Below are 23,212 nucleotides of genomic sequence, written 5' to 3' on the forward strand. Positions count from 1 at the left end.
TTTGCCCGGACGTTACGCATGGCGCGAGCTCTCGACCTCTATTGCACGTTCCTGAAGGCCGTCATTGCCGCGTGTCTTGCCGTCATGGTGGTGCTGGTGTTCGGCAACGTCGTCCTGCGCTACGGCTTCAACTCCGGCATTGCGATTTCCGAGGAACTGTCGCGGTGGCTGCTGGTCTGGTTGACCTTCCTCGGCGCAATCGTCGCGATGCGCGAACACGCGCATCTGGGCGTCGATAGTCTGGTCCGGATGTTGCCGTCTTACGGCAAGCGCATCTGCTTCGTCATCAATTATTGCCTGATGCTGTTTGCCGACTGGCTTCTGCTCTCGGGCAGCTGGCGCCAGACCATCATCAACATCGACGATCGGGCGCCGGCCACGGGTCTTTCGATGGGCATCTTCTACGCGGTCGGCGTGATCTTCGGCGTCTCGACTGCAATCATCCTTCTCTACGACCTGTACCGGGTGATCAGCGGGCAGGCGAGCGAGGAGGACATGGTGGCCGTCAGGGAATCGGAGGAGCAGTGATGCCGTCCGTCGCCATCGCGCCTGCTCATCCGCTTCGCGCCACCCGGATCATGCCATGACGATCGCCGTGTTCACCTTCTCGCTGCTTGGCGCCATGGCGCTGGGCATGCCGATCGCCTTTGCGCTCCTCATCTGCGGCGTCGCGCTGATGAGCACGATCGATATGTTCGACGCCCAGATCGTGGCGCAGAACGTCATCAACGGCGCGGACAGCTTTCCGCTGATGGCAATCCCCTTCTTCATGCTAGCCGGCGAGATCATGAACAAGGGAGGACTGGCCAAGCGCATCGTCAATGTCGCCCTCGTTGCGGTCGGGCACTTCAGGGGCGGCCTCGGCTACGTGACCATCCTGGCGGCCTGTATTCTCTCGTCGCTTTCGGGATCTGCTGCGGCTGACGCTGCCGCGCTCGCGGCGTTACTGGTGCCGATGATGGTGGCCGCGGGGCACAAGAAGACCTATGCGGCAGGTCTCGTGGCTGCCGGCGGCGTGATCGGCCCGGTCATCCCGCCCAGCATCGGCTTCGTGATCTTCGGCGTCGCCGCCAACGTGTCGATCTCCAAGCTGTTTCTCGCCGGCATCGTCCCCGGCCTGCTGCTTGGGTTGGGCCTTTGCGCCGCCTGGTATTGGGTCGTGCGCAAGGAAGACCTGACGCCGCCGCCGCGGGCCTCGCTGCGTGAAATCCTGCACGCCATCATCGACGGCTTCTGGGCGCTAATGCTGCCCGGGATCATCATCGTCGGCTTGCGCTTCGGCATCTTCACGCCGACCGAGGCCGGCGTCGTGGTCGCCGTCTATTCGCTGTTCGTCGCGACCTGCGTCTACCGCGAGCTGAAATGGTCGCAGGTTTATGCGGTTCTGGTGTCGTCGGCGGTGACGACCAGTGTCGTCATGTTCCTCGTCGCCGCGGCGCTGGTGTCGTCCTGGCTGATCACGGTGTCCGAAATCTCCGCGCAGGTCGTCGATCTCCTGAAGCCTTTCATGGGCAACAACACGATCCTGATGCTCGCGATCATGGTCGTGGTGGTGGTCGTGGGCACGGCGCTCGACATGACGCCGACCATCCTGATCCTGACGCCGATCCTGATGCCGATCATCAAGGCCGCGCACATCGACCCTGTCTATTTCGGCGTGCTCTTCATCATCAACAATTCCATCGGCCTGATCACGCCACCGGTCGGCATCGTGCTCAACGTCGTCTGCGGCGTCTCCAGGATCAGCATGGAGGACATCATCAAGGGTGTCTGGCCCTTTATGATCGCGCAATTGATCGTCCTGTTCGCGATGGTGCTATTCCCCGGACTGGTGACGATCCCGGCGAAGTGGTTTGGTGGTTAGTCGCGCATTGGCAAAGGACACGAGGAACGAGAATGACCGCACGGATCATGATCCTCAATGGACCCAATCTCAACTTCCTCGGCATCCGGGAGCCCCATATCTACGGCTCGACGACGCTGAAGGAGATCGAAGCCAGCTGTCAGGCTTTGGCCGATCATCTTGGTGTCTCGATCTCCTTCCACCAGTCCAACATGGAAGGCGAGCTCGTCACCCTCATCCAATCCGCCCATGGCAAAGCGGATGCGATCATCATGAACCCGGCGGCCTATTCCTTCACCTCGATCGCGCTGATCGATGCGTTGAAGATCTTCGAAGGGCCGAAGATCGAGGTGCATATCTCGAACATCCATACGCGCGACGAGCTTCACCGCCACTCGGTCACGTCGAGCGCCTGCACGGCGGTCATTTGCGGTCTGGGCCCATACGGCTATCTCGCCGCGATGCTGGCGGCTGTTCAGCGGATCGGACAATTGCCCGAGACGATCCCGGCCGCTCTTCACGGGCTCGCGGCCGCCGGCAAGGCTTAGGCAGGGAGAGCGGAATGCACGGAGCTGGATTTCTCGCCATCTGGAGCGACGTCGAGGCGCACGATCTGACTGATTACCGGCACTGGCTGACGCGCGAGCACACCACCGAGCGCGTGACGACCAGGGGTTTCCTGGCTGCGCGTGTCTTTCGCGCTGCAAGGGCCGACATCGACCGCTTCTTCATCCTGTACGAGCTGGAAGCGCCGGAGGTTCTCGATGGCGAAGCCTATCTGGCGCGCCTCAACGCGCCCACGCCGTGGTCGCAGCGCATCATGCCGAAACTCGGCAATTTCATGCGGGGTGGGGGCGCTATGGTCACGCGTGCGGGCAGGGGCGAGGGGGCAACGATCATGGCCCTGCGGATCGAGAATCTGCCTGGAGATCCGCAAGGAATGGCTCAGGCGCTCGTCGCCTGCGACGGGGTCGCCGCCGTACAGATCGGCGCGACCGATCAGGCGCGGACCTCGGTGCCGACGGCGGAGAAGGGCATGCGGAAGAACGAGGGATTTTTCGCGGGACTTTTGCTGATCGAGGCGCTGGACCTGGCATCCTTGCGCGCCGCTCTTCACAAGGCGACGGAGATTGCACCTGACGTCATGAACCACGCCAGCGAGCCGGAGATTTATCAGAGCATGTTCGCGCTCGACGCCCGCATCGCGGATTTCGTTTGAACCTTCCCGCTTCGCACAGGCACAAAGACTGGAAATCGCTCCCCAAGTCCGCGGACAATGAATGAAATCGCTTGCCTTGCTCAGCTTGCTCGTCCTGGCGACGCCCGTCCATGCAGCCACGCCCGAGCAGGGCTATCTCGACCTGCGCGATCGCTATATCGAGAAATTCTCGAAAGCCAAGGAGAGCGAGGAGATCTACAAGCAGCACGAGGCCGCTCTGAAGGAGCTCTCAGGCGTGCTGCGCGGCCTGGTGGGACCGGTTGCGATCAAGGGGCTGCCCGCAGACGGCAAGTCGAACGTCGATACGCTGTTTCGGAGTGACATCGGCTTTGGCCACCTCGACGGGCTCAGTTTGGCTTCGGAAGGCTACAAGACCCAAGCCGTGGTGACCACGACGACGCTGCTCAAGCACTGGCTGCGCGAGCATCGCGAGGACGGGATGCCACAGGAGAGCGGCGCCGCCTTCAAATCGGACCGCTTCTACTACAATGCGATCCAGGACGCGGCCTTCGCCATCTATGCCGAGCTGCCGATCATCAAGCCCGCGGGCACGAGTGCCGCCGTCGCCGTGCTCGGCCTGCGCGGCAATGGCGGGCTCAAGGGAGCGCCCGACGAGATCGACGTCGTCGCGATCAAGGGTGACAAGGTCTTCTTTCTCGCCACCAGCGACGCCGTGAAGACGGCCGAAATCCCGGCCTGCGAGCGCGTGGGGAAGCAGATGATGGCGAAGCCCGTCAACAAGAAGGACCCGCGCGGCGACATGGCCAGGGAAGACCAGGCGATGGATGCCTATACGAAATGCTTCGCCAAGGAAGCGCCGGGCCAGAGCTGGTTCGCGGCGGCGGTGAAGAAGGCGCAGAGTCAGTTGGAGTTGCTGCCGCTGCGCTAACGCGGGCTCCCACCCAAACTCCACCCGCGGCCGCCCTCGCCAAAGATCTCAAAGCCCGTCGGCGTCACCGCCACCGTGTCCTCGAGCTTGATGAAGCCGCGCTTCGGATGCTTCATCGTGGTCTCGATCGACACCACCATGCCGGCTTCGAGCGGCAGGCGGGCGTCGGTGTCGTCGTAGGGAACCGGACCCTTGGCGGTCAGGCGAGGGGCCTCGTGGCTGACGAGACCCATGCCGTGGGCGAGGAAATCGGTGCAGTCGCGGTTGCTGATCTGGGCGAGCTGGCGCTCGGCCGCGACGTAGATGTCGCCGCCCATCGCACCTGGCCGGACTGCGGCGAAGGCCGCGCGCTGCACCGCCTCGATCTCGGCCAGACAGTCCTTCAGCTCGGAATCGGGATCGCCCAGCACGGCCATGCGCGCGAGGTCGCCAATATAGCCGTGATAATTGCCGCCGGAATCCAGCGACAGCACGTCGCCTTGCTCCCAGCGCTGCGCCGACGGCGCACGGTTGTGGCTGCTGCCGCAGGCCAGCAGGCAATATTCGAAGGTCAGGCCGCGACTGGCTTCGGCAATGCGTAATGCGTCCGACAATTGCTGCTTGGTCGTGCCCGGCCCGTGCCCGGCGATCACCTCAAGCATGGAGGCGATGACCAGCTCGGACGCAGTCTTGAGTTTCGCAAGCTCCTCCGCGGACTTCACCGCCCGCAACCGTTCGAGGATCAGGAGGGCGTCCTTGAGCTCGGCGCCGGGCAGGGCGTCGGTCAGCGCCCGGCCCGCATCCATCGGCAGGAACGCCATCTCGACCCCGACCCGCTTCAAAGGCACGCCGGCATCCCGCATCAGGCCAACGGCCCGCGTGACGGCGTCGACAGAGCCGTTGGACTCGGTCCGGACCTGCGGCACCCAGGGCGGAGCGACCGTGCGCTGATGGGTCTCCAGCCGGTGCCCGACATAGACGGCTTTTTCGGGTGCGCCCTTGGGATAGACCAGGACCGGCAGATAGCGGCTGACGCCGAGCGCGTCCATGTAGTCGAAGAAGATCGCGCGCTCGGCGCCGAGCAGGTACTGCACATTGTGCTTGGAGGTCGCGACCAGCACGTCGAGGCCGGCCGCTTCCATCAGACGATCGAGCTTGGCGGCATCGAATGGAATCGCGCGCGAGCGGGCTGCGCGGGCGGCGTTTTCCTGCATGACTGACTCCCTTGAGCGGCGGTTAAGACCGCCTTGTATCGTTGGCCTCTTTAGGACTGCGGCGCCCAGCCTAGCACTACTCCACCCGGGCGTCCCCACTGGACGGCTGGATGCAAAATGGAACCTGGACCGGGACCGTCTTCAGCTAGCGTCCGCGCCTGAGGTCCTCGGTCGCACGCCTGAGGATGTCGTGAAGCCAGTCATGCGACGGTTCGCCCTCGATACGTTCGTGCCACAACAAGCGGACCTCGACCGCCGTCGTGGCATAAGGCAATTCGTACGTCGTGACGGCATGCGCGCGTTCGAACGCCAGGGCTAACGGACGCGGAACGATAGCCGCCAATTTGGAGTCCGCGAGCAGGGCGGGCAGGGCAAGAAAATGCGGCAGCGAAACGGCGATCCGCGGTGGCCGGTCGCTTTCCGACAGTGCCCGTTCGAGTGCGGCGCGATCATACATCTCCGATCGCCTCGCAAGACCACGCTCGGAGATGAAGCCTCCGATTGCTCCCTCCTGCTCGCCGCCAAAAGAGACAACGACCAGCGGCAGGCGCGCCAGTGCAGCGTTGTCGATCCGGCCGAGCTTGCGCTTTCCCCCCACGATCAGCACGTCGTCGTACTCGAACAGTAGCGACGTGCGGAAGCGGCTCGGGGGATCCGAGAAGACGCCGATCGCGACGTCAATCCGGCCAAGGTCGATCTGCTCGGCGAGGTCGATCCGTGTCACCGGCTTGATGATGAGGTCGATCGCCGGCGCTTCACGGCCGAGTATCTTCAGGAGTGGCGAGGCCAGCACCATCGTGGTGAAGTCGTTCGCGGCCAGGGTGAACTGCCTGGTGGAATCTGCCGGCACGAATCTCGGCTGCTCGACCGCGGCTTCGAGAGATCGCAGGGCTTGCCGAACCTGTGGCGCCATTGTCAATGCGCGTGCCGTCGGCTGCATGCCCGTCGCCGTGCGCACGAACAAATCATCTTCCAGCATCTCGCGGAGCCGGGCGAGCGAATGGCTCACGGCGGATTGACTGAGGGCAACCCGCTGGCTTGCCCGCAGCACGCTTCGCTCCTCCATGACGGCGTCGAAGACCTTGAGCAGGTTCAGGTCCAGGGTCTTGAAGGAAACAGCCACGAGCAGGACACCATCGCAGGCGGATCGCGCGCCCGTTGCGTGATTGCGATCGGCCTTAGTTAAGGCCATACGCGCAGCCGGCGCAACCGAGCAGGGTTCTCAAATGCCTGACCGCTCGCATCACCAATCTGAAGCCGGTTCAGGATCACTCTGCAAGAGTTTCACTTCCGCAATCTCGCGATCTCGTCATGATCCCGGCGCCGGATTTGGAGGAGACACGCAATGAAATCCCGCGGGAAGTCGATCGGAGCTTTCGGACTAGCATTGGTGTTGTTCGCAGCGCCGGTCATGGCGCAGGAAGGTCCGGTGAAGCTCGGCGTCTTGACCGACATGTCCTCGCTCTACGCTGACAATGGCGGCCAGGGCTCGGTGGTCGCGGCGCAAATGGCCGTCGACGACTTTGGCGGTCAGGTGCTCGGACGCGGCATCCAGATCGTCGCGGGAGACCACCAAAACAAGGCCGATGTGGGAGGTACGATCGCCCGACGCTGGATCGAAAACGAAAACGTCGAGGTCATTCTCGACGTGCCGAATTCGGCAGTCGCGCTGGCGGTGCAGGGCATCACGCGCGACAAGAAGAAGCTGTTCCTGGCAACCGGTGCAGCCACATCGCGCCTGACCGGCGACGAATGCTCGCCGACCGGGATTCACTGGACCTATGATACCTATGCGCTCTCGCAGGGAACGACGAGGGCGATGTCGCGTCTCGGCGCAAACTCCTGGTTCTTCATTTCGGTCGACTATTCCCTCGGTGCGCAACTCGAAGCCGACAGCCGTAAGGTTATCGAGGCCACGGGCGGCAAGGTGCTCGGTGCCGCGAAACATCCGATCAACACGCCCGATTTCTCCTCCTTTTTGCTCCAGGCGCAGTCCACGAAGGCCGACGTGATCGCGCTGGCCGACTCCGGCGGCGACTTCGTCAACGCCGTCAAGCAGGCCGGCGAATTCGGCATCACGCAGCGGCAGAAGCTTGTCGGACTGCTCGTCTTCATCGCCGACATTCACAGCCTCGGACTCCAGAGCGCCCAAGGCCTGATGCTGAGCTCGGCATTCTACTGGGACCTGAACGAGGAGACGCGCGCGTGGTCGAAGCGTTTTATCGCAAAGACCAACAAAGTCCCGACCATGATTCACGCCGGCACATATGGCGCCGTGATGCACTACCTCAAAGCGGTCCAGGCAGCCGGCACGCTGGATGGGCCGGCCGTCGCCGCCAAGATGCGCGAGATGCCCGTGAACGATTTCATGACGCGAAACGGCCGGATCCGCGACGATGGCCGGCTGGTCCGCGACATGTATCTGTTCCGCGTCAAGTCACCCGAGCAGTCCAGGTACAAGTTCGACTATTACGAGCTGCTGGCGACGATTCCGGGCGAGGAAGCCTTCCGGCCGATGGAGCAAGGCGGATGTCCGCTCCTGAACAAGCCATGATCGGCGACGGCGCGGCTGCGCCGAGCTGCATCGACGAGATCATCGCTGACCGTTTCGCATGCCGCGATTTCTCGGGCGAGCCGGTCGGGCGAGGGACCATCGAGCAGATTCTGCGCGTGGCGCGATTTGCGCCAAGCGGTGCCAACATCCAGCCCTGGCACGTCTACGTGCTGGCGGGCGAAGCCAGGGGCAGGGTGTCAACGGCGCTGCGCGAGGCACACGAAACCGCTCGCGACGAGCACAAGTCGGAATACAGCTACTACGCCAGCGACCTGCCCGAGCCCTACCTGCAGCGACGCCAGGAATTCGGCCGCTTGTTCTACGGCTCGCTCGGCATCGCTCAAACCGACATCGAAGCCAGGAGCAGACAAACTGCCAAGAACTATGCGTTCTTCGGCGCGCCCGTCGGCCTGATCGTCACGATCGACCGGCGCCTGCAGGTCGGAAGCTGGCTCGACCTCGGCATGTTCGTCCAGAACGTGCTGCTGGCTGCGGCAGGCCATGGGCTGCAGTCCTGTCCGCAGGAGACGTTCTCTAGATATCACCGGATCCTGCGGCCGCTGCTGTCGATCCCGGCGGAGCAGATGGTGGTGTGCGGCATCTCGATCGGCCGTGCCAGGGAAGGAACCAGGGGCAGGCTGATGCCACGCGCCGACCTCGCGGAGTTCGCCTCTTTCGTGGGCTTCGAAGAACAAAGTGAAACCCAAGAAGAAAGGACAAGGCCATGGGAAGCCGAGACGAGCTGATTCAGTGCAGCATCCCGTTTCTGCGCGAGGTCAAGGACATGACACCCGGCGCGGAGATGGAGCGGTGGCTCAATCAAAAATACGGCGAGGGCAGCCAGCTCTACCGGGACCTGGCGCGGCTGATTAAGCGCGGGGTCGCGGAAGGCTGGGCAGCCAACCAGGAGGTCGAAGGTCCGAACTACCGGCGCAGCCGCATCCTGGAGCCGGTGCCTGAAACGTTCCAGTTCAGCATCACCGCCGTTTACATGAACAGCACCGATCCACGTCGCTTCAAGGACGAGGACGAGGACGAGGACGAACACGACGTGCTGCGCGGACAGTATCATGGCCACCCATACGGGGAGCTGAACCTGGTCGTCCCGCTGGACAAGGGCGCCGAGCTGAAGGGACTGCAGGGCTGGCAGGGGCCGGGCTGGACCGCGCCCGATCCCGGCAGCCGTCACTATCCCGAGGTCCGCGGTGGCGCCGTCATCGCGCTGTTCTATCTGCCCGCCGGGCGCATCTCTTACGACTTCGCGGCGCCGTCCTGATGGCGACGGGCTTCACCCAACACGAGGATGGCACAGCCGAGCCGGTCGCTCAGAGGCGGTGGTGAGTCGCGAGACCACCGCTGCAACGCTGGACTGGCGGCACCAGTGGAGAGGGATTTCGTCGACCAGGAGACCAGGCGAGCTACGTTCCGCACAGCCATATCCGTAATTCGCATAAGGTATATTATGGAATATATTTATGTACAATGAGATCAGTTATTTAGACGGAATTCCTTCCATGGCGCCTTCGCTTTCGACGGTTTTCGGCCAAGGCATCGAGCCTCGTCCCGTTCCTTGACGGCTACTGTGCATGGGGTTGTTTTTCAGATTTCGAATCCGGCCGATGTCTCCGAAAGCCGATATTGCCGTGACCTTGTCCGGCTGCAATAAGCGAAGCCTCGCGAGATCGCAGATGACCTTCTGACCCGACGTCCGTATAGGTTTGCGTCTCAGAACAACAACAAACCTTCCGAGGAAGCAGACCCATGGTCTTTTCGACGCGCTTTTCCCGACGCACGCTTCTCAAGGCCTCCGCCGCGACCGCGGTCCTGGGCGGCATCGGTGCGCCCCATGTGGCCCGCGCGCAGAGCGCCGAGTTCACCTACAAATACGCCAACAACCTGCCCGACACCCATCCGCTGAACGTCCGCGCCAAGGAGATGGCTGCGGCGATCAAGAGCGAGACGAACGGCAAGTTCGATCTCCAGATCTTCCCGAACAACCAGCTCGGGTCCGACACCGACATGCTGAGCCAGATCCGTTCCGGCGGCGTCGAGTTCTTCACGCTGTCCGGCCTGATCCTATCGACCCTGGTGCCGGCAGCGTCCATCAACGGCATCGGCTTCGCGTTCCCGGACTACGACACGGTCTGGAAGGCCATGGACGGCGATCTCGGCGCCCATGTCCGCGGCGAGATCAAGAAGGCCGGCCTCGAGGTCATGGACAAGATCTGGGACAACGGTTTCCGCCAGACCACCTCGTCGAGCAAGCCGATCACCGGTCCCGACGACCTCAAGGGCTTCAAGATCCGCGTGCCGGTGTCGCCGCTGTGGACCTCGATGTTCAAGGCGTTCGACGCGGCGCCCGCCTCGATCAATTTCAGCGAGGTCTATTCGGCGCTCCAGACCAAGATCGTCGAAGGCCAGGAAAACCCGCTGGCGATCATCTCGACCGCCAAGCTCTACGAGGTACAGAAGTACTGCTCGCTGACCAACCACATGTGGGACGGCTTCTGGTTCCTGGCCAACCGCAGAGCCTGGGAAAAGCTGCCGCAGGACGTGCGCACAATCGTCGCCAAGAACATCAATGCCGCTGCCGTCAAGGAGCGTGAGGATACCGCCAAGCTCAATGCCAACCTGCAGCAGGAACTCGCGACCAAGGGCCTGACCTTCAATCAGCCGACGGTGGCGCCGTTCCGCGACAAGCTGCGGTCTGCCGGCTTCTATGCCGAGTGGAAGGGCAAATATGGCGACCAGGCCTGGGATCTCCTGGAAAAGGCCGTCGGCAAGCTGTCGTAACGCGTCGGGGCCGCCGAGGTCAGTATCAGGATGGCTCATGTCGAGGTCGAGGTGATCGAAGTGGCGGGCGAGGCGGCTATTCAGTCCCCTCGCCGATCTTCGTTGCTGACTTCGGTCGAGCGCGCGCTCGGTCTCGTGGTCGAAATCCCGGCGGCGATCCTGGTCGTCGCCGAGATCGTGATCTTGTTTGCCGGCGTGGTCGCGCGCTACGGCCTGCATCGTCCGCTGATCTGGTCGGACGAGCTCGCCTCGATCCTGTTCCTCTGGCTTGCCATGCTGGGCGCGGCGGTCGCGTTCCGCCGCTCCGAGCACATGCGCATGACCGCGGTCGTCGCGAGTGCCGGTCCGGCGATGCGGGCCTATCTCGATCTGGTCGCGACCTCCGCGGCGCTGGCATTTCTGATGCTGATCGTCTGGCCGTCAGGCGATTATGCCTATGAGGAAAGCTATATCACCACGCCGGCGCTGCAGATCTCCAATATGTGGCGCGCTGCCGCGCTGCCGGCCGGCATCGGCTTGATGGCAGCCTTTGCCTTGCTGCGGCTGCTGCGCGCGGCCGACTACCGGATGGTCGCGGCCGCCGTGCTGTCGGTCGCCGTCCTGGTCGGCCTGTTCTGGCTGGCGGAGCCGTTGCTGCGGCCGCTCGGCAATCTCAACCTCGTCATCTTCTTTGTCGGCGTTGCCGGCTTCTGCGTCTTTGCCGGCGTTCCCATTGCGTTCGGCTTTGGCCTTGCGATATTCGGCTATCTCGCGCTCACCACGCGCACGCCTGTCATGGTGCTGGTCGGGCGGATGGACGAGGGCATGAGCCACCTCATCCTGCTCTCGGTGCCGCTGTTCGTGTTCCTGGGGCTCCTGATCGAGATGACCGGCATGGCGCGGGCCATGGTGGCGTTCCTGGCGAGCCTGCTCGGCCATGTCCGCGGCGGCCTGCACTACGTGCTGGTCGGCGCGATGTATCTGGTCTCCGGCATTTCCGGCGCCAAGGCCGCGGACATGGCGGCGGTCGCACCCGTGCTGTTTCCGGAGATGAAACAGCGCGGCGCCAAGCCCGGCGATCTCGTCGCGCTTCTGGCGGCCACGGGTGCGCAAACCGAGACCATTCCGCCGAGCCTGGTGCTGATCACGATCGGCTCGGTGACGGGCGTGTCGATCGCGGCGCTGTTCACCGGCGGCCTGCTGCCCGGCGTCGTGCTCGCGATCACGCTCTGCATGCTGGTGTGGTGGCGCTACCGCCATGAGGACATGAGCCACGTCCGCCGCGCCACGGGTGGTGAGGTCGGCAAGACCTTCATCGTCGCCCTGCCCGCGCTGGCACTGCCCTTCGTGATCCGTTATGCCGTGGTCGAGGGCATCGCGACCGCGACCGAGGTCTCTACCATCGGCATCGTCTATGGTGCGCTGGTCGGCCTCCTCGTCTACCGCCGGTTCGACTGGCGACGGCTGTTCCCGATGCTGGTCGAGACTGCGGCGCTGTCGGGCGCCATCCTCCTGATCATCGGCACGGCGACCGGCATGGCCTGGGGCCTGACGCAATCGGGCTTCTCACGCTCGCTGGCTGCGGCCATGACCGGACTGCCCGGGGGAGCGGCGACCTTCATCGCCGTCTCGATCCTGGCCTTCACCATCCTCGGCAGCGTGCTGGAGGGCATCCCGGCGATCGTGCTGTTCGGGCCGCTGCTGTTTCCGATCGCCCGGGCCGTCGGCGTGCACGAGGTGCACTACGCCATGGTGATCATTCTCGCCATGGGTATCGGATTATTCGCCCCGCCCTTCGGCGTCGGCTATTATGCAGCCTGCGCCATCGGACGCGTCGATCCGGCCGAGGGCATTCGGCCGATCTGGGGCTATCTGCTGGCACTGCTGGTGGGATTGATCATCGTCGCGATCTTCCCCTGGATCTCGATCGGATTCCTTTGAGGCGCGGTTTAAGGAGGGCGTCGATGAGTGAGCAGCAGAACCAGTACAATATCGGCCTCGACAAGACGCCCGCCAACTACGTGCCGCTGAGCCCGCTGAGCTTCCTCGCGCGCAGCGCCGCCGTCTATCCCGATCATGTCAGCACGGTCTACGAGGGGCGCAGCTTCACGTGGGCGCAGACCTATGAGCGCTGCAAGCGTTTTGCGTCCTGGCTCGCGAGCAAGGGCATCGGCATCGGCGACACCGTTGCGGCGATGCTGCCGAACATCCCGGCGATGAACGAGGCGCATTTCGCCGTGCCCATGACCGGCGCCGTGCTCAACGCGCTGAACATCCGTCTCGATGCGCCCTCGATCGCGTTCCAGCTCGACCATGGCGGCGCCAGGATCATCCTGGTCGACCCCGAGTTTTCAGGCGTCATCAGCGACGCGCTCGGGCAGATGAAGGGGCCCAAGCCGCTCGTGGTCGACGTTGACGACGCCTCCTTCAAGGGCGGCAGCCGCATCGGCGAGATCGAATATGAGGCGGCGGTCGCCCAAGGCGATCCGAATTTCGCGGCGATCAGGCCGGGCGATGAATGGGACGCCATCGCGCTGAGCTACACCTCGGGCACGACCGGCAATCCCAAGGGCGTCGTCACCCATCATCGCGGCGCCTATCTCAACGCCGTCAGCAACATCCTCGCCGGCAATCTCGGCCAGCATCCGGTCTATCTCTGGACGCTGCCGATGTTCCACTGCAACGGCTGGTGTTTTCCCTGGACCATCGCGGCCTCAGCCGGCATCAACGTCTGCCTGCGCAAGGTCGAGCCGACCAAAATCTTCGAGCTGATCAAGCAGCATGGCGTCACCCACATGTGTGGTGCACCGATCGTCTACAACACGCTGATCAACGCTCCCGACGCGCCCAAAGGCAACGCCGCGCGCCGCGTCGTCGGCCTGATCGCAGGCGCAGCGCCCCCGGTCGCGGTGCTCGAAGGCGCCGAAAGCATCGGTATCAAGCTGACGCATGTCTACGGCCTGACCGAGGTCTACGGCCCCGCTTCCGTCTGTGCCGAGCAGCCCGGCTGGGACGAGCTTCCCGCTCCGGAACGCGCGCGCATGAAGCGCCGACAGGGCGTGCCCTACCCGCTCGAGGAAGGCGTCACCGTCATCGATCCGCAGACCATGAGGCAAGTGCCGCGCGACGGCGAAACCATCGGCGAGGTCATGTTCCGCGGCAACATCGTGATGAAGGGCTATCTCAAGAACGAGAAAGCGACCAAGGAAGCGTTCGAAGGCGGCTGGTTTCACACCGGCGATCTCGGCGTGCTCGACGAGCACGGCTACGTCATCATCAAGGACCGCTCCAAGGACATCATCATCTCCGGCGGCGAGAACATTTCCTCCGTCGAGGTCGAGGACATCCTCTACAAGCACCCGGCCGTGCTGTTCGCCGCAGTGGTCGCAAAGCCCGATCCGAAATGGGGCGAAGTGCCCTGCGCCTTCGTCGAGCTGAAGGACGGCGCAAGCGCGAGCGAAGCCGACATCATCGCGTTCTGCCGCAGCCACATGTCCGGCTTCAAGACGCCGAAGGCCGTCGTGTTTGGGCCCATCCCGAAGACGTCAACCGGCAAGATCCAAAAATTCCTGCTGCGCAACGAGGTCGGATCAGTGAAGGCGATCTCGGCCTAGAATGGCGGCGCTACCGCACGTTCAGTGCGTCTCCAGCCGCAGCCCGTCAAATGCGGGCACGACGCCGGCGGGCAACGATTGCCGGATCACCTCGTAATCCACGTCGGCCGTCATATTGGTGATGACCGCGCGCTTCGGCTTGAACCGTTCGATCCAGGACAGCGCGTCGTTGATGCTGAAATGGCTGACATGGCCGGTGTAGCGCAAGCCGTCGACGATCCAGAGGTCCAGATTTTCCAGTGCACCCCAGCTCTCGCGCGGGATGTCGTTGAGGTCGGGTGTGTAGGCTGCATCCCCGATGCGGTAGCCGAGCGCGGGAATGTTGCCGTGCTGGACCAGAAAGGCCGTCATCGTCACGGCGCCGCCCTTCCCCAGGATGGTCTGGCTTCCGCCCGCTTCGATCGAATGCCGCGTCAGGATCGGCGGATAGTCGCTGCCCTCCGGCGAGATGAAGCAATAGGAGAACCGCGCCAGGATGTCCTTGGCGGTCGACTGGTTGAAGTAGGTCGGGATACGACGGCGCATGTGCATGACCACCGAACGCAGATCGTCCATGCCGTGGGTCTGATCAGCGTGTTCATGCGTCAAGAACACCGCGTCGATGTGATCGACATTGGTCGAGAGCAATTGCTCGCGCAGGTCCGGCGAGGTGTCGATCACGATGCGCGTGGTGCCGTGCTCGGAGGTCCGTTCGACCAGCAGCGAGCAGCGGCGACGGCGGTTCTTGGGATTGTTGGGGTCGCAGGCGCCCCAGCCGAGCGCCGGGCGCGGCACGCCGGCGGAGGAGCCGCAGCCCAGGATCGTCAGCGTCAGCGTCATGCGGCTCCCGGTTTCAAGCTTTCACCTTCGAGAACAGACGGAAGAAGTTTTCGCTGGTCTGACGCGAAACCTCCTCAAACGAAACGCCGCGAGTCTCGGCCAGCACCTTTGCGACCTCGACCACATAAGCCGGTTCGTTCCGTTTACCCCGGAACTTGCCCGGCGCAAGATAGGGCGAGTCGGTTTCGACCAGGATACGATCGGACGGCAGTTCGGCCGCGAGCGCGCGCAAGGTCTCCGATTTCTTGAAGGTCAGGATTCCCGTGAAACCGATATAGAGCCCAAGCGACACCGCCTTCAACGCCAGCTCACGCCCGCCCGTGTAACAATGCAGCACGGCGCGAAACGGTCCCTTTGCCGCCTCGTCTTCCAGGATGCGGGCGCAGTCCTCGTCGGCTTCGCGGGTATGGATCACCAGCGGCAGGCCGGTGGTGCGGGCGGCGGCGATGTGGGCGCGAAAGCCCCTCGCCTGCGCCTCTGGCGAGCCGTTGTCGTAGAAATAGTCGAGCCCGGCCTCGCCGAGCGCGACGACCTTGGGATGCTCCGTCAAAGCAACCAGCTCGTCCGGTGCGATTCCGTCTTCCTCATCCGCGTTGTGCGGATGGGTGCCGACCGAGCAATAGACGTCGTCATAGCGTTCGGCGAGGGCGAGAAGCTGATTCAGCTTTCGGACCCGAGTGGAGATCGTGACCATGCGGCCGATGCCGGCCGCTCGTGCGCGCGACACGATCCCGTCGAGATCTTCCGCAAAGTCCGGAAAATCCAGATGGCAGTGGCTGTCGACCAGCATCGCGCAAACGTCCTAGGCTGCCGGCTCGATGTAGCGCGGGAAGGCCGGCGTCGGCGCCGGCAAGGTCGAGCCCGGCGCGATCCGCCTGGCGCCGCCGAGCATCGCGAAGTTGCGCTCGCCTTCCGGGATGCCGAGGCTGTCGAGCAGCAATCCCGAGGCGGTCGGCATCGCGGGCTGGGCCAGGATCGCGATCTGGCGCACGACTTCGGCGGTAACGTAGAGCACCGTCTTCTGCCTGGAAGGATCGGTCTTGGCGAGCGCCCACGGCGCCTCGCCCGCGAAATAGCGGTTGGCCTCCGCGACCACGGCCCACACGGCGTTGAGCCAATGATGGATCTGCTGCGTCGCCATGACCTCGCGTGACGCCGCGACCATGCCGTCGGCCATCGCCAGGATCGCCTTGTCGTTGTCGCTGAACTCGCCGGGCTCGGGCAATACGCCGCCGAGCTGCTTGGCGATCATCGACAGTGAACGCTGCGCCAGGTTGCCGAGATCGTTGGCGAGATCAGCGTTGATGCGCGCGACGATGGCCTCGTGGTTGTAGTTGCCGTCCTGTCCGAACGGCACCTCGCGCAGGAAGAAATAGCGCATCTGGTCGACGCCATACTGGTCGGCGAGATTGAAGGGATCGACGACATTGCCGACCGACTTCGACATCTTCTCGCCCCTGTTGAACAGGAAGCCATGGGCATAGACCCGCTTCGGCAGCGGAATCCCGGCCGACAGCAGGAACGCCGGCCAATACACCGCATGGAAACGGATGATGTCCTTGCCGATGATGTGGACGTCGGCCGGCCAATAGCGCCAGTTTCCGTCGCCTTCGTCGGGAAAGCCGACGCCGGTGATGTAGTTGGTCAGCGCGTCGACCCATACATACATCACGTGCTCTGCGTCGCCGGGCACCTTGACGCCCCAATCGAACGTCGTGCGCGAGATCGAGAGATCGCGCAGGCCGCCTCTGACGAAGCTCACCACCTCGTTCTTGCGGGAGTCGGGCCCGACGAAGTCGGGATGATCCGTGTAAAGCTTCAGCAGCTTGTCCTGGTAGGCCGACAGGCGGAAGAAATAGCTCTTCTCCTCGACCCATTCGACCGGCGTGCCCTGCGGTCCGAGCCGTACGCCGTCATCGTTCAGGCGCGTCTCGTCCTCGGCGTAATACGCCTCGTCGCGCACCGAGTACCAGCCGGCATAGGTGTCGGCATAGATGTCCCCGTTCGCCTCCATGCGTCGCCAGATCTCCTGGCTGGAGCGATGATGCTGCTCCTCGGTGGTGCGGATGAAGCGGTCGAACGACACGTTCAGGCGCTCGTCCATCTCCTTGAAGCGGCCGGCATTGCGGGTCGCAAGTGCGGAGACGGCCATATTCTCGCCTGCGGCCGTCTGAACCATTTTCTGGCCGTGCTCGTCGGTGCCGGTCAGGAAGAACACATCCTTGCCGTCAAGCCGTGCAAAACGTGCGAGCACGTCGGTCGCGATCGCCTCATAGGCGTGGCCGATATGCGGAACGCCATTGGGATAAGCGATTGCGGTCGTGATGTAGAAGACGTTGTCGCGCGCGGGGGCGGCAACTGGCGCTGCGGCTTGCGGAGCTGCGGCTGCGACGGGCTTCGGCGCAGGCGGTGCCTTGCGGGCCGATTCCCTGGGTTTCGACACCTTGGGCGGTGCAGCCTTCGGCGGCGTGACGACGGGAGCCGGTGCGACGGTCGCGGCGGCCACCCTCGCCTTCTTCGCCCGAGCCACCGTCTTCGCCGGAGCCTTGGTTGGCTTTCCGGCGGCCTTTTTCCTCGCGGCTTTCTTGACGGCGATCTGCTTCTTCGCAGCCTTCTTGCCGGCCTTCTTTGCCGTCTTGGCAGCGCTCTTCTTCACGCCCTTCTTGGCGGCGGTCTTCTTGCTCTTCTTGGCAGCTTTGCGCGCAACCGCCTTCACAGCCTTCTTCGTGGCTTTCTTGACGGCCTTCTTCGCAGCTTTCTTGCCGCTCTTGCGCTTGACGGTTTTCTTAGCTCGCGTTGCCACCACGAATTCCTTTACCGGCTTCTCGAAATTTGGAAACGAACCTGCGTTCGATTATTGATTTGAGCATGATCCTCTCGGAAAACCGCTGCACACTTTTCCAGATCATGCTCTAGCGCGTTGCATCCGCCAGCCAGCCGAACACCGAGAAAACCAAGGGCTTTCGCTCCAGATTGTAGGTTTCGGTGTCGCGCGCGGCGCGGACAATCTTTTCCCATACCTCGGCTAGGCGCGCAAGGCGCGGCAGGTTCTGGTTGGCATTGGCCTCGTCCGCATGCAGGCGTTCCGCGATCCAGCGATCGATGCCGTCGATGAAGGCGGCAAGTGCGACGCGATCGCTGGTGGGAAGCGAATCGCCGAGCGTGTGCAATTCGCGCGGATCGACCTGCGGCAGGCGCGCGAGCAGCGCCGCCGTGCGCTGCTGAAGTTTCAGGGCATCGCCGCCGAGCAGCGTCAGGGCCCTTGCAACGCTGCCTTCGGAGGCCTCCGCCACCTCGCGCAGCGCAGGATCGTTCGGATCGAGCTCGGCGGCCGAAGCCGCCGCGCCAATCACGTCATCCGTGGCGAGCGGCCGTAGGCGCAGCTTGCGGCAGCGCGACTGGATCGTGGCGAGCACGCGCGCGGGCGCGTGGCTCACCAGAAGAAACAGCGATCGCTGCGGCGGCTCCTCGAGAATCTTCAGCAGCGCGTTGGCAGCGTTTGGATTGAGCTCGTCGACGGTGTCGACGATGCAGACGCGCCAGCCTTCGGCCGCGGCCGTCGAACCAAAGAAGCCGATCGTCTCGCGTGTCTCGTCCACGGTGATTACGGTGCGCATCACACCGCGATCGTTCGCGGTGCGCTCCAGCGTCAAGAGGCCGCCATGCGAGCTCGCCGCCACCTGCCGCGCCACGGCGTCATCGGGATTGATCGCAAGGTTCTCGGCGCGCTGCACGGACGCTGCCAGCGGCTGGCCGTGGGCGAGCACAAAGCGCGCCATGCGATAGGCCAGCGTCGCCTTGCCGATCCCTTGCGGGCCGCCGATCAGCCAGGCATGCGGGATGCGCCCGCTGCGATAGGCCGCGAGCAGCGCCGCCTCGGCCTCGCGATGGCCGAACAGACGGCCCGTCTCGCGCGGATGCGGAATGGACGTTTCGCGCTCGGTCTGACGCGGGCTCATGCGGAAACCACCGAGGCCGGTGTGGGAAGCAGACGATCGCGCAGCGCCGTCCAGACGCGTGCCGCAACCGTATCCGGGTCGGAATTGGCGTCGATCAGCACGCAGCGCGCGGGTTCGTCCGCAGCGATCTTGCGATAGGCCTCGCGCAGGCCCTCATGAAAACTGAGCTTCTCGCCCTCGAACCTGTCCGGCGTGCCGTTGCCGCGGCGCGCGGCGGCGCGCTGGAGGCCGATCTCGACCGGCAGGTCGAGGATGATGGTGAGGTCCGGCTTGAGATCGCCGATCGTGACCCGCTGCATCGCGTTGATGAGACCGATTGGAACCTTGCCGAGGCTGCCCTGATAGGCCCGCGTGGAATCGGCGAAGCGGTCGCACAACACCCAGGTGCCCTGGTTGAGCGCAGGCAGGATCACGGTGCGGACATGGTCATCGCGCGCGGCGGCAAACAGCAGCGTTTCCGCCTCGGGGCCCAGCAGCCTGCCCATGCCCGACAGCACCAGATGACGCATGATCTCGGCACCCGGCGAGCCGCCCGGCTCGCGCGTGACCCGGATGCGCAGCTTTGCCGCCTTGAGGCGGTCGGCGAGCTTCTTGATCTGGGTCGATTTGCCGGTGCCCTCGCCGCCTTCAAAGGTGATGAAGCGTCCGCGTCCGGACGGCCGCTGTGGCGCGCTCTCACTCATGGTCAGAGCTTCTCGGCGCCTGCGCGGAACATGCCGATCACGAGCTCGCTGGCGCCGTCGATCGCGCGTCGCACGGTCGAGCCGGTACCGATCGCGTCAGCCGCATAGACCGGCGTCTCCACCGCGATGTTGCCACTGCGCCAGACCCTGACCACGCCGACCCGCTGGCCCGCTTCGACCGGCGCCCGCACCGGGCCGCTATAGACGACGCGCGCAATCAGCTTGTCGCTGCCGTTCTTGTGCACCATCACCTTCACCGGATTCTTGGCGACGAGCTTGACCGAACGGCTCTCGCCGCCGAACACCTTGGCGTAGCCGACGGGCTGCTCGGCCGCGATCAGCGTGCGGGTTTCGAAATTGCGAAAACCCCATTCCAGCATCTTCTTGGCTTCCGTAGCACGATCCTCGGGATCTTCGAGCCCGTTGACGACGACGATCAGCCGCGTGCCGTTCTGCACCGCCGAGCCGACCATGCCGTAGCCGCCTTCCTTGGTGTAGCCGGTCTTCAGGCCGTCGGCGCCTTCCATCGAATTGAGCAGCGGATTGCGATTGGGCTGGCGGATCTTGTTCCAGGTGTACTCCTTCTCACCGAACAGTTTGTAGAATTCGGGGAAGTCCAGGATGATGTGCCGGGCGAGGATTCCGAGCTCGCGCACCGTCATCTTGTTGCCGGGGTCGGGCAGGCCGTTGGAATTGCCGAAGGTCGACTTGGTCATGCCGAGCTCGCGGGCGCGCTTGGTCATGAAGTCGGCCGCGAAGATCCGCTCGTTGCCCGCCATGGCTTCGGCCAGCGCGATGCAGGCGTCGTTGCCGCTCTGGATGATCGCGCCGTGCAGGAGATCGTCGACCGAGACCTTGCTGTTGATGGCGGCAAACATGGTCGAGCCGCCCGAGGGCGCACCGCCCCGTCGCCAGGCGTTCTCGCTGATCCGGTACTCGTCGGTCAGCTTGATGTCGCCCTTCTTGATGGCATTGAAGACGACCTCCGCGGTCATCAGCTTCATCATGCTGGAGGGCGCGCGCAGCTCGTCGGCGTTCTTCTCGAACAGCACGCTGCCGCTGGAGGCTTCGATCAAGATCGCGGTCGGGGCATCGCCGTCGAAGCCGGCATCGTCCGCCTTCTTCGCGCCCTGGACGCTCTGGTTAGCGGCCAGAAGCGCCCCACTCCAGCCGATGCCCACAACCAGAACCGTCGCCATCAGCCCGCGCAACAGCGCTCCGGCGGTGAAGCGGGTGCGACGAAGCGAAGAAGGACGAAATGCCATGGCCAAGCCCTGAGAGCGGCGTTCTAACAGCTGGAACCGGTGCGAACAACACGAGGTTGGACGCCTGCCGCGAGATTGCACGATTCTCGCCGCGCCCCTATCGTGGCGCCTCATGTTTCTCGACCAAACCCCTGAAACAAGGCGGAAAAGCGATGTCTTCCACCCGCGTGATCAAGACCAACGGCATCGATCTCTTCATCCGCGAAGCCGGCCAGGGTCCGCTGGTGGTGCTGTGCCATGGCTGGCCGGAGCTGTCCTATTCCTGGCGCCACCAGATCCCCGTGCTCGCCGAAGCCGGGTTTCACGTCGTCGCCCCCGACATGCGCGGCTACGGCCAAAGCGCTGCGCCGCCTGACGTTGCCGCCTACTCGATCTTCGACACGGTTGGCGACGTGGTCGGCCTCGTGCAGGCGCTCGGCGAGACCAAGGCGATGGTGGTCGGCCATGACTGGGGCGCGCCGGTGGCCTGGCACGCGGCGCTGTTCCGGCCCGACACCTTCACGGCGGTCGCGGGCCTGAGCGTGCCGCCGCCGTTCCGCGGCCGCGGCAAGCCGCTCGACCTGTTGCGCCAGGGCGGCGTCACCAATTTCTACTGGCAGTATTTCCAGCCGCCCGGCGTCGCCGAGGCCGAGCTCGAGGGCGACGTCGCCCGCACCATGCGTATCGTGCTTGGCGGACGGGGCCTGGCCGATCCCACCGCCGCCATGTTCGTGCAGGAGGGCAAGGGCTTTCTCAGCCACGCGACCGCCGAGGAGCCGCTGCCCGACTGGCTCAGCGAGACTGATCTGACCTATTTCACCGAAAGCTTCCGCAAGTCCGGCTTTCGCGGCGGGCTGAACTGGTACCGCAACATCGACCGCAATTGGGAGCTGACGGCGCCGTGGCAGGACGCGCAGATCCGTCAGCCCTCGCTGTTCATCGCCGGCTCCAGGGACGCCGTCATCACCGGCCTGATCGGCGCCAAGCGCGTCAACGAGCTCGAGCGGGTGCTGCCGAATCTGAAGCGAAAGCTGATCATCGAGGGCGCCGGCCACTGGGTGCAGCAGGAACGGCCCGACGAGGTGAACGCGGCGCTTGTGACGTTCTTGAGGGAGAGCGCGGCCTAGTAGAGGCCGCGGCCGCTCAGGATGCTGCGAGCCTCGGCGGCGCCGTCAACCGATGAGGGCGCGTTCTCAGCCGCGTAGCGGCCATCCCCGTCGTAGGACACCGCGCGGGCGTTCTGGACCGCCCGGCCCCGGTTGCGGCTCGAGGCCGACATTTCCGAGGTCGCATTGAGGGAGGCCATATCGGCGGAGGTGTTGCCGAGATTATAGGGCCGCCCCTCCGGCATCGGCACGTCGCCGCGAATGGCGCCGCGGCTCGATCCCGGCAATTCCGGCACGAAGGGTCTTGCGGAGGCGACCCGAACCATCGAGGGCGATGGCGCCGGAACGCCGGTGCGCAGGGTTGCCAGAAGCTGGCGGTCGTCGGAGCCTTCAAGCGGTGCCCGGCCGACATATTCGACGCGAACCTTGGCGACACCATTTCCTTTGAATTCAAGGAGTTCGGCGGCCTTGTTCGAGACATCGATGAGGCGATTGCCATGATAGGGACCGCGGTCATTGACGCGGACGATCAGCGACTTGCCGTTCGAGACATTGGTCACTCGCGCGTAGGACGGCATCGGCAGGGTCGGATGCGCCGCGGTCAGCGAGGTCATGTCGAACACTTCGCCATTGGCGGTCAGGCGGCCGTGGAAGTCATCGCCATACCAGGACGCCATGCCCTCGGCACGATAGTTGACGTCCTCCTCCGGCACGTAGGTCCGGCCGGCCACGACATAGGGCTTGCCGACGCGGTAGGTGCCGCCGCCCTTCGGGACCGGATCACCCAAAGCCACCACCCGGGGGCTCGAGGACACGCCGTATTTCGGATCGACACGGCTGGCGAATTTGTTGGAGGAGGCGCAATTGGCAAGCGCAAGGCAGGTCGCGACCGCCGCAACGCCGCGCGCGGCCCGCAAAACCGAATCTGACCGTCGGATCCCCATGCGCCCCAAATACCACTTCGCCGGAAGCATACCCAACCCGCTATGGCTACGGGAGCGCTCTCCGGTCCTTTGATCCGAAGCGGCCCACCACCGCGTCGGAAGCAGTAACGATAACGCAACCCGAACACGGCGGAAATGGGGAGCCCACAGCGATCCCGCCGGGATGGTAAACGGGACGTTCGCATTTTTCCGTTGTTCTACGGAGCGTTGGCGCCTGCGCTGTGCCACGGCTGGACATTCTGTTGCGCCAAATCCTCACTCCACCCCCATTGTCGCGCCGCTCACCGAAATTCTTTTGACTGTGCAAGGCCGCACGCGTTTTCTCGGATGCAAGGGCGGGATTTGGAATTTAACGATGATCGAGACGGTTTCG

General features: G+C 64.3%; 21 protein-coding genes. 12 read left to right on the forward strand and 9 right to left on the reverse strand.

The genetic code is table 11. The annotated features are described in order from the left end of the window. Positions 1-18: 18 nt before the first annotated feature. The 5 genes from IVA81_RS39405 (at position 19) to IVA81_RS39425 (ending at position 3,951) form a co-directional block, all read left to right on the forward strand. The gene (locus IVA81_RS39405; RefSeq protein WP_247329415.1) at positions 19-528 is read left to right on the forward strand and encodes a TRAP transporter small permease; all 510 of its coding nucleotides are present in this window, start codon (positions 19-21) and stop codon (positions 526-528) included. A gap of 55 nt (positions 529-583) precedes the next feature. Further along, positions 584-1,864: a TRAP transporter large permease subunit gene (locus IVA81_RS39410; protein ID WP_247329418.1), complete on the forward strand. Its 1,281-nt coding sequence runs from the start codon at positions 584-586 to the stop codon at positions 1,862-1,864. Between the two features lie 32 nt (positions 1,865-1,896). Next, positions 1,897-2,391 carry a type II 3-dehydroquinate dehydratase gene (gene aroQ, locus IVA81_RS39415; protein WP_247329420.1) on the forward strand — a complete coding sequence of 165 codons (495 nt, stop codon included), beginning with the start codon at positions 1,897-1,899 and terminating at the stop codon, positions 2,389-2,391. Positions 2,392-2,405: 14 nt separating this feature from the next. Continuing rightward, a complete protein-coding gene (locus IVA81_RS39420) occupies positions 2,406-3,062 on the forward strand; it encodes a hypothetical protein (RefSeq protein WP_247329423.1) in 657 nt (218 codons plus the stop codon). Positions 3,063-3,123: 61 nt separating this feature from the next. Further along, a complete protein-coding gene (locus tag IVA81_RS39425; RefSeq protein WP_247329441.1) occupies positions 3,124-3,951 on the forward strand; it encodes a hypothetical protein in 828 nt (275 codons plus the stop codon). On the opposite strand, the gene IVA81_RS39430 is transcribed toward IVA81_RS39425, so the two are convergent. Together IVA81_RS39430 and IVA81_RS39435 are read right to left on the reverse strand one after the other, a co-directional pair. Further along, positions 3,948-5,144, reverse strand: a complete 1,197-nt coding sequence (locus IVA81_RS39430) for a Xaa-Pro peptidase family protein (RefSeq protein ID WP_247329444.1) — start codon at positions 5,142-5,144, stop codon at positions 3,948-3,950. The genes IVA81_RS39425 and IVA81_RS39430 overlap by 4 nt on opposite strands. A 145-nt stretch (positions 5,145-5,289) precedes the next feature. Further along, complete coding sequence (locus IVA81_RS39435) at positions 5,290-6,267, reverse strand: LysR family transcriptional regulator (RefSeq protein ID WP_247329447.1); 978 nt, start codon at positions 6,265-6,267, stop codon at positions 5,290-5,292. Between the two features lie 222 nt (positions 6,268-6,489). Here IVA81_RS39435 and IVA81_RS39440 point away from each other — a divergent pair, with 222 nt between their 5' ends. The 6 genes from IVA81_RS39440 (at position 6,490) to IVA81_RS39465 (ending at position 14,084) form a co-directional block, all read left to right on the forward strand. Beyond that, entirely contained in the window at positions 6,490-7,698 is a 1,209-nt protein-coding gene (locus IVA81_RS39440; RefSeq protein WP_247329451.1) for an ABC transporter substrate-binding protein, read from the forward strand. Then, positions 7,695-8,444: a nitroreductase gene (locus IVA81_RS39445; RefSeq protein ID WP_247329472.1), complete on the forward strand. Its 750-nt coding sequence runs from the start codon at positions 7,695-7,697 to the stop codon at positions 8,442-8,444. The genes IVA81_RS39440 and IVA81_RS39445 overlap by 4 nt, the downstream gene beginning before the upstream one ends. Continuing rightward, positions 8,423-8,974 (forward strand): DUF4863 family protein, encoded by a 552-nt coding sequence (locus tag IVA81_RS39450; protein ID WP_247329475.1) that lies wholly within the window; start codon positions 8,423-8,425, stop codon positions 8,972-8,974. Before IVA81_RS39445 ends, IVA81_RS39450 begins: the two co-directional genes overlap by 22 nt. 485 nt (positions 8,975-9,459) lie before the next feature. After that, positions 9,460-10,491, forward strand: coding sequence for a TRAP transporter substrate-binding protein (locus IVA81_RS39455; RefSeq protein ID WP_247329478.1), 1,032 nt, complete (start codon positions 9,460-9,462; stop codon positions 10,489-10,491). Between the two features lie 30 nt (positions 10,492-10,521). Next, entirely contained in the window at positions 10,522-12,411 is a 1,890-nt protein-coding gene (locus IVA81_RS39460) for a TRAP transporter large permease subunit (protein WP_247329481.1), read from the forward strand. 23 nt (positions 12,412-12,434) lie between these two features. Continuing rightward, entirely contained in the window at positions 12,435-14,084 is a 1,650-nt protein-coding gene (locus IVA81_RS39465; protein WP_247329501.1) for an acyl-CoA synthetase, read from the forward strand. 21 nt (positions 14,085-14,105) lie between these two features. Here IVA81_RS39465 and IVA81_RS39470 read toward each other — a convergent pair whose 3' ends face one another. The 6 genes from IVA81_RS39470 to IVA81_RS39495 form a co-directional block, all read right to left on the reverse strand. Next, on the reverse strand, positions 14,106-14,903 hold the full coding sequence (locus IVA81_RS39470; RefSeq protein ID WP_247329504.1) for an MBL fold metallo-hydrolase: 798 nt from the start codon (positions 14,901-14,903) through the stop codon (positions 14,106-14,108). A 13-nt stretch (positions 14,904-14,916) separates the two neighbouring features. Further along, positions 14,917-15,693, reverse strand: coding sequence for a TatD family hydrolase (locus IVA81_RS39475; protein WP_247329507.1), 777 nt, complete (start codon positions 15,691-15,693; stop codon positions 14,917-14,919). Positions 15,694-15,705: 12 nt separating this feature from the next. Next, positions 15,706-17,706, reverse strand: coding sequence for a methionine--tRNA ligase (gene metG, locus IVA81_RS39480; RefSeq protein ID WP_247329530.1), 2,001 nt, complete (start codon positions 17,704-17,706; stop codon positions 15,706-15,708). Between the two features lie 109 nt (positions 17,707-17,815). Beyond that, positions 17,816-18,862 (reverse strand): DNA polymerase III subunit delta', encoded by a 1,047-nt coding sequence (locus IVA81_RS39485; protein ID WP_247329533.1) that lies wholly within the window; start codon positions 18,860-18,862, stop codon positions 17,816-17,818. After that, the gene (gene tmk / locus IVA81_RS39490) at positions 18,859-19,545 is read right to left on the reverse strand and encodes a dTMP kinase (RefSeq protein ID WP_247329536.1); all 687 of its coding nucleotides are present in this window, start codon (positions 19,543-19,545) and stop codon (positions 18,859-18,861) included. The genes IVA81_RS39485 and tmk overlap by 4 nt, the downstream gene beginning before the upstream one ends. A 2-nt stretch (positions 19,546-19,547) precedes the next feature. Further along, entirely contained in the window at positions 19,548-20,810 is a 1,263-nt protein-coding gene (locus IVA81_RS39495; RefSeq protein ID WP_247329541.1) for a D-alanyl-D-alanine carboxypeptidase family protein, read from the reverse strand. Between the two features lie 152 nt (positions 20,811-20,962). On the opposite strand from IVA81_RS39495, the gene IVA81_RS39500 reads away from it, so the two are divergent. Next, entirely contained in the window at positions 20,963-21,916 is a 954-nt protein-coding gene (locus IVA81_RS39500) for an alpha/beta hydrolase (RefSeq protein WP_247329544.1), read from the forward strand. On the opposite strand, the gene IVA81_RS39505 is transcribed toward IVA81_RS39500, so the two are convergent. Continuing rightward, a complete protein-coding gene (locus IVA81_RS39505; protein ID WP_247329547.1) occupies positions 21,913-22,839 on the reverse strand; it encodes a septal ring lytic transglycosylase RlpA family protein in 927 nt (308 codons plus the stop codon). The genes IVA81_RS39500 and IVA81_RS39505 overlap by 4 nt on opposite strands. Positions 22,840-23,212: the final 373 nt, after the last annotated feature.

The organism is Bradyrhizobium sp. 141, from assembly GCF_023074055.1.
In the GTDB taxonomy this organism is placed as follows: Bacteria; Pseudomonadota; Alphaproteobacteria; order Rhizobiales; family Xanthobacteraceae; genus Bradyrhizobium.

What these genes read in the sequence shown, in the direction of transcription:
- IVA81_RS39455 (WP_247329478.1), top strand. Translation starts at nt 9,460, where the DNA reads ATGGTCTTTTCGACGCGCTTTTCCCGACGCACGCTTCTCAAGGCCTCC.
- IVA81_RS39405 (WP_247329415.1), top strand. Translation starts at nt 19, where the DNA reads ATGGCGCGAGCTCTCGACCTCTATTGCACGTTCCTGAAGGCCGTCATT.
- IVA81_RS39475 (WP_247329507.1), bottom strand. Translation starts at nt 15,693, where the DNA reads ATGCTGGTCGACAGCCACTGCCATCTGGATTTTCCGGACTTTGCGGAA.
- IVA81_RS39485 (WP_247329533.1), bottom strand. Translation starts at nt 18,862, where the DNA reads ATGAGCCCGCGTCAGACCGAGCGCGAAACGTCCATTCCGCATCCGCGC.
- IVA81_RS39420 (WP_247329423.1), top strand. Translation starts at nt 2,406, where the DNA reads ATGCACGGAGCTGGATTTCTCGCCATCTGGAGCGACGTCGAGGCGCAC.
- IVA81_RS39430 (WP_247329444.1), bottom strand. Translation starts at nt 5,144, where the DNA reads ATGCAGGAAAACGCCGCCCGCGCAGCCCGCTCGCGCGCGATTCCATTC.
- IVA81_RS39410 (WP_247329418.1), top strand. Translation starts at nt 584, where the DNA reads ATGACGATCGCCGTGTTCACCTTCTCGCTGCTTGGCGCCATGGCGCTG.
- IVA81_RS39465 (WP_247329501.1), top strand. Translation starts at nt 12,435, where the DNA reads ATGAGTGAGCAGCAGAACCAGTACAATATCGGCCTCGACAAGACGCCC.
- IVA81_RS39470 (WP_247329504.1), bottom strand. Translation starts at nt 14,903, where the DNA reads ATGACGCTGACGCTGACGATCCTGGGCTGCGGCTCCTCCGCCGGCGTG.
- IVA81_RS39425 (WP_247329441.1), top strand. Translation starts at nt 3,124, where the DNA reads ATGAAATCGCTTGCCTTGCTCAGCTTGCTCGTCCTGGCGACGCCCGTC.
- aroQ (WP_247329420.1), top strand. Translation starts at nt 1,897, where the DNA reads ATGACCGCACGGATCATGATCCTCAATGGACCCAATCTCAACTTCCTC.
- IVA81_RS39440 (WP_247329451.1), top strand. Translation starts at nt 6,490, where the DNA reads ATGAAATCCCGCGGGAAGTCGATCGGAGCTTTCGGACTAGCATTGGTG.
- IVA81_RS39505 (WP_247329547.1), bottom strand. Translation starts at nt 22,839, where the DNA reads ATGGGGATCCGACGGTCAGATTCGGTTTTGCGGGCCGCGCGCGGCGTT.
- IVA81_RS39445 (WP_247329472.1), top strand. Translation starts at nt 7,695, where the DNA reads ATGATCGGCGACGGCGCGGCTGCGCCGAGCTGCATCGACGAGATCATC.
- IVA81_RS39450 (WP_247329475.1), top strand. Translation starts at nt 8,423, where the DNA reads ATGGGAAGCCGAGACGAGCTGATTCAGTGCAGCATCCCGTTTCTGCGC.
- IVA81_RS39460 (WP_247329481.1), top strand. Translation starts at nt 10,522, where the DNA reads ATGGCTCATGTCGAGGTCGAGGTGATCGAAGTGGCGGGCGAGGCGGCT.
- tmk (WP_247329536.1), bottom strand. Translation starts at nt 19,545, where the DNA reads ATGAGTGAGAGCGCGCCACAGCGGCCGTCCGGACGCGGACGCTTCATC.
- IVA81_RS39495 (WP_247329541.1), bottom strand. Translation starts at nt 20,810, where the DNA reads ATGGCATTTCGTCCTTCTTCGCTTCGTCGCACCCGCTTCACCGCCGGA.
- IVA81_RS39500 (WP_247329544.1), top strand. Translation starts at nt 20,963, where the DNA reads ATGTCTTCCACCCGCGTGATCAAGACCAACGGCATCGATCTCTTCATC.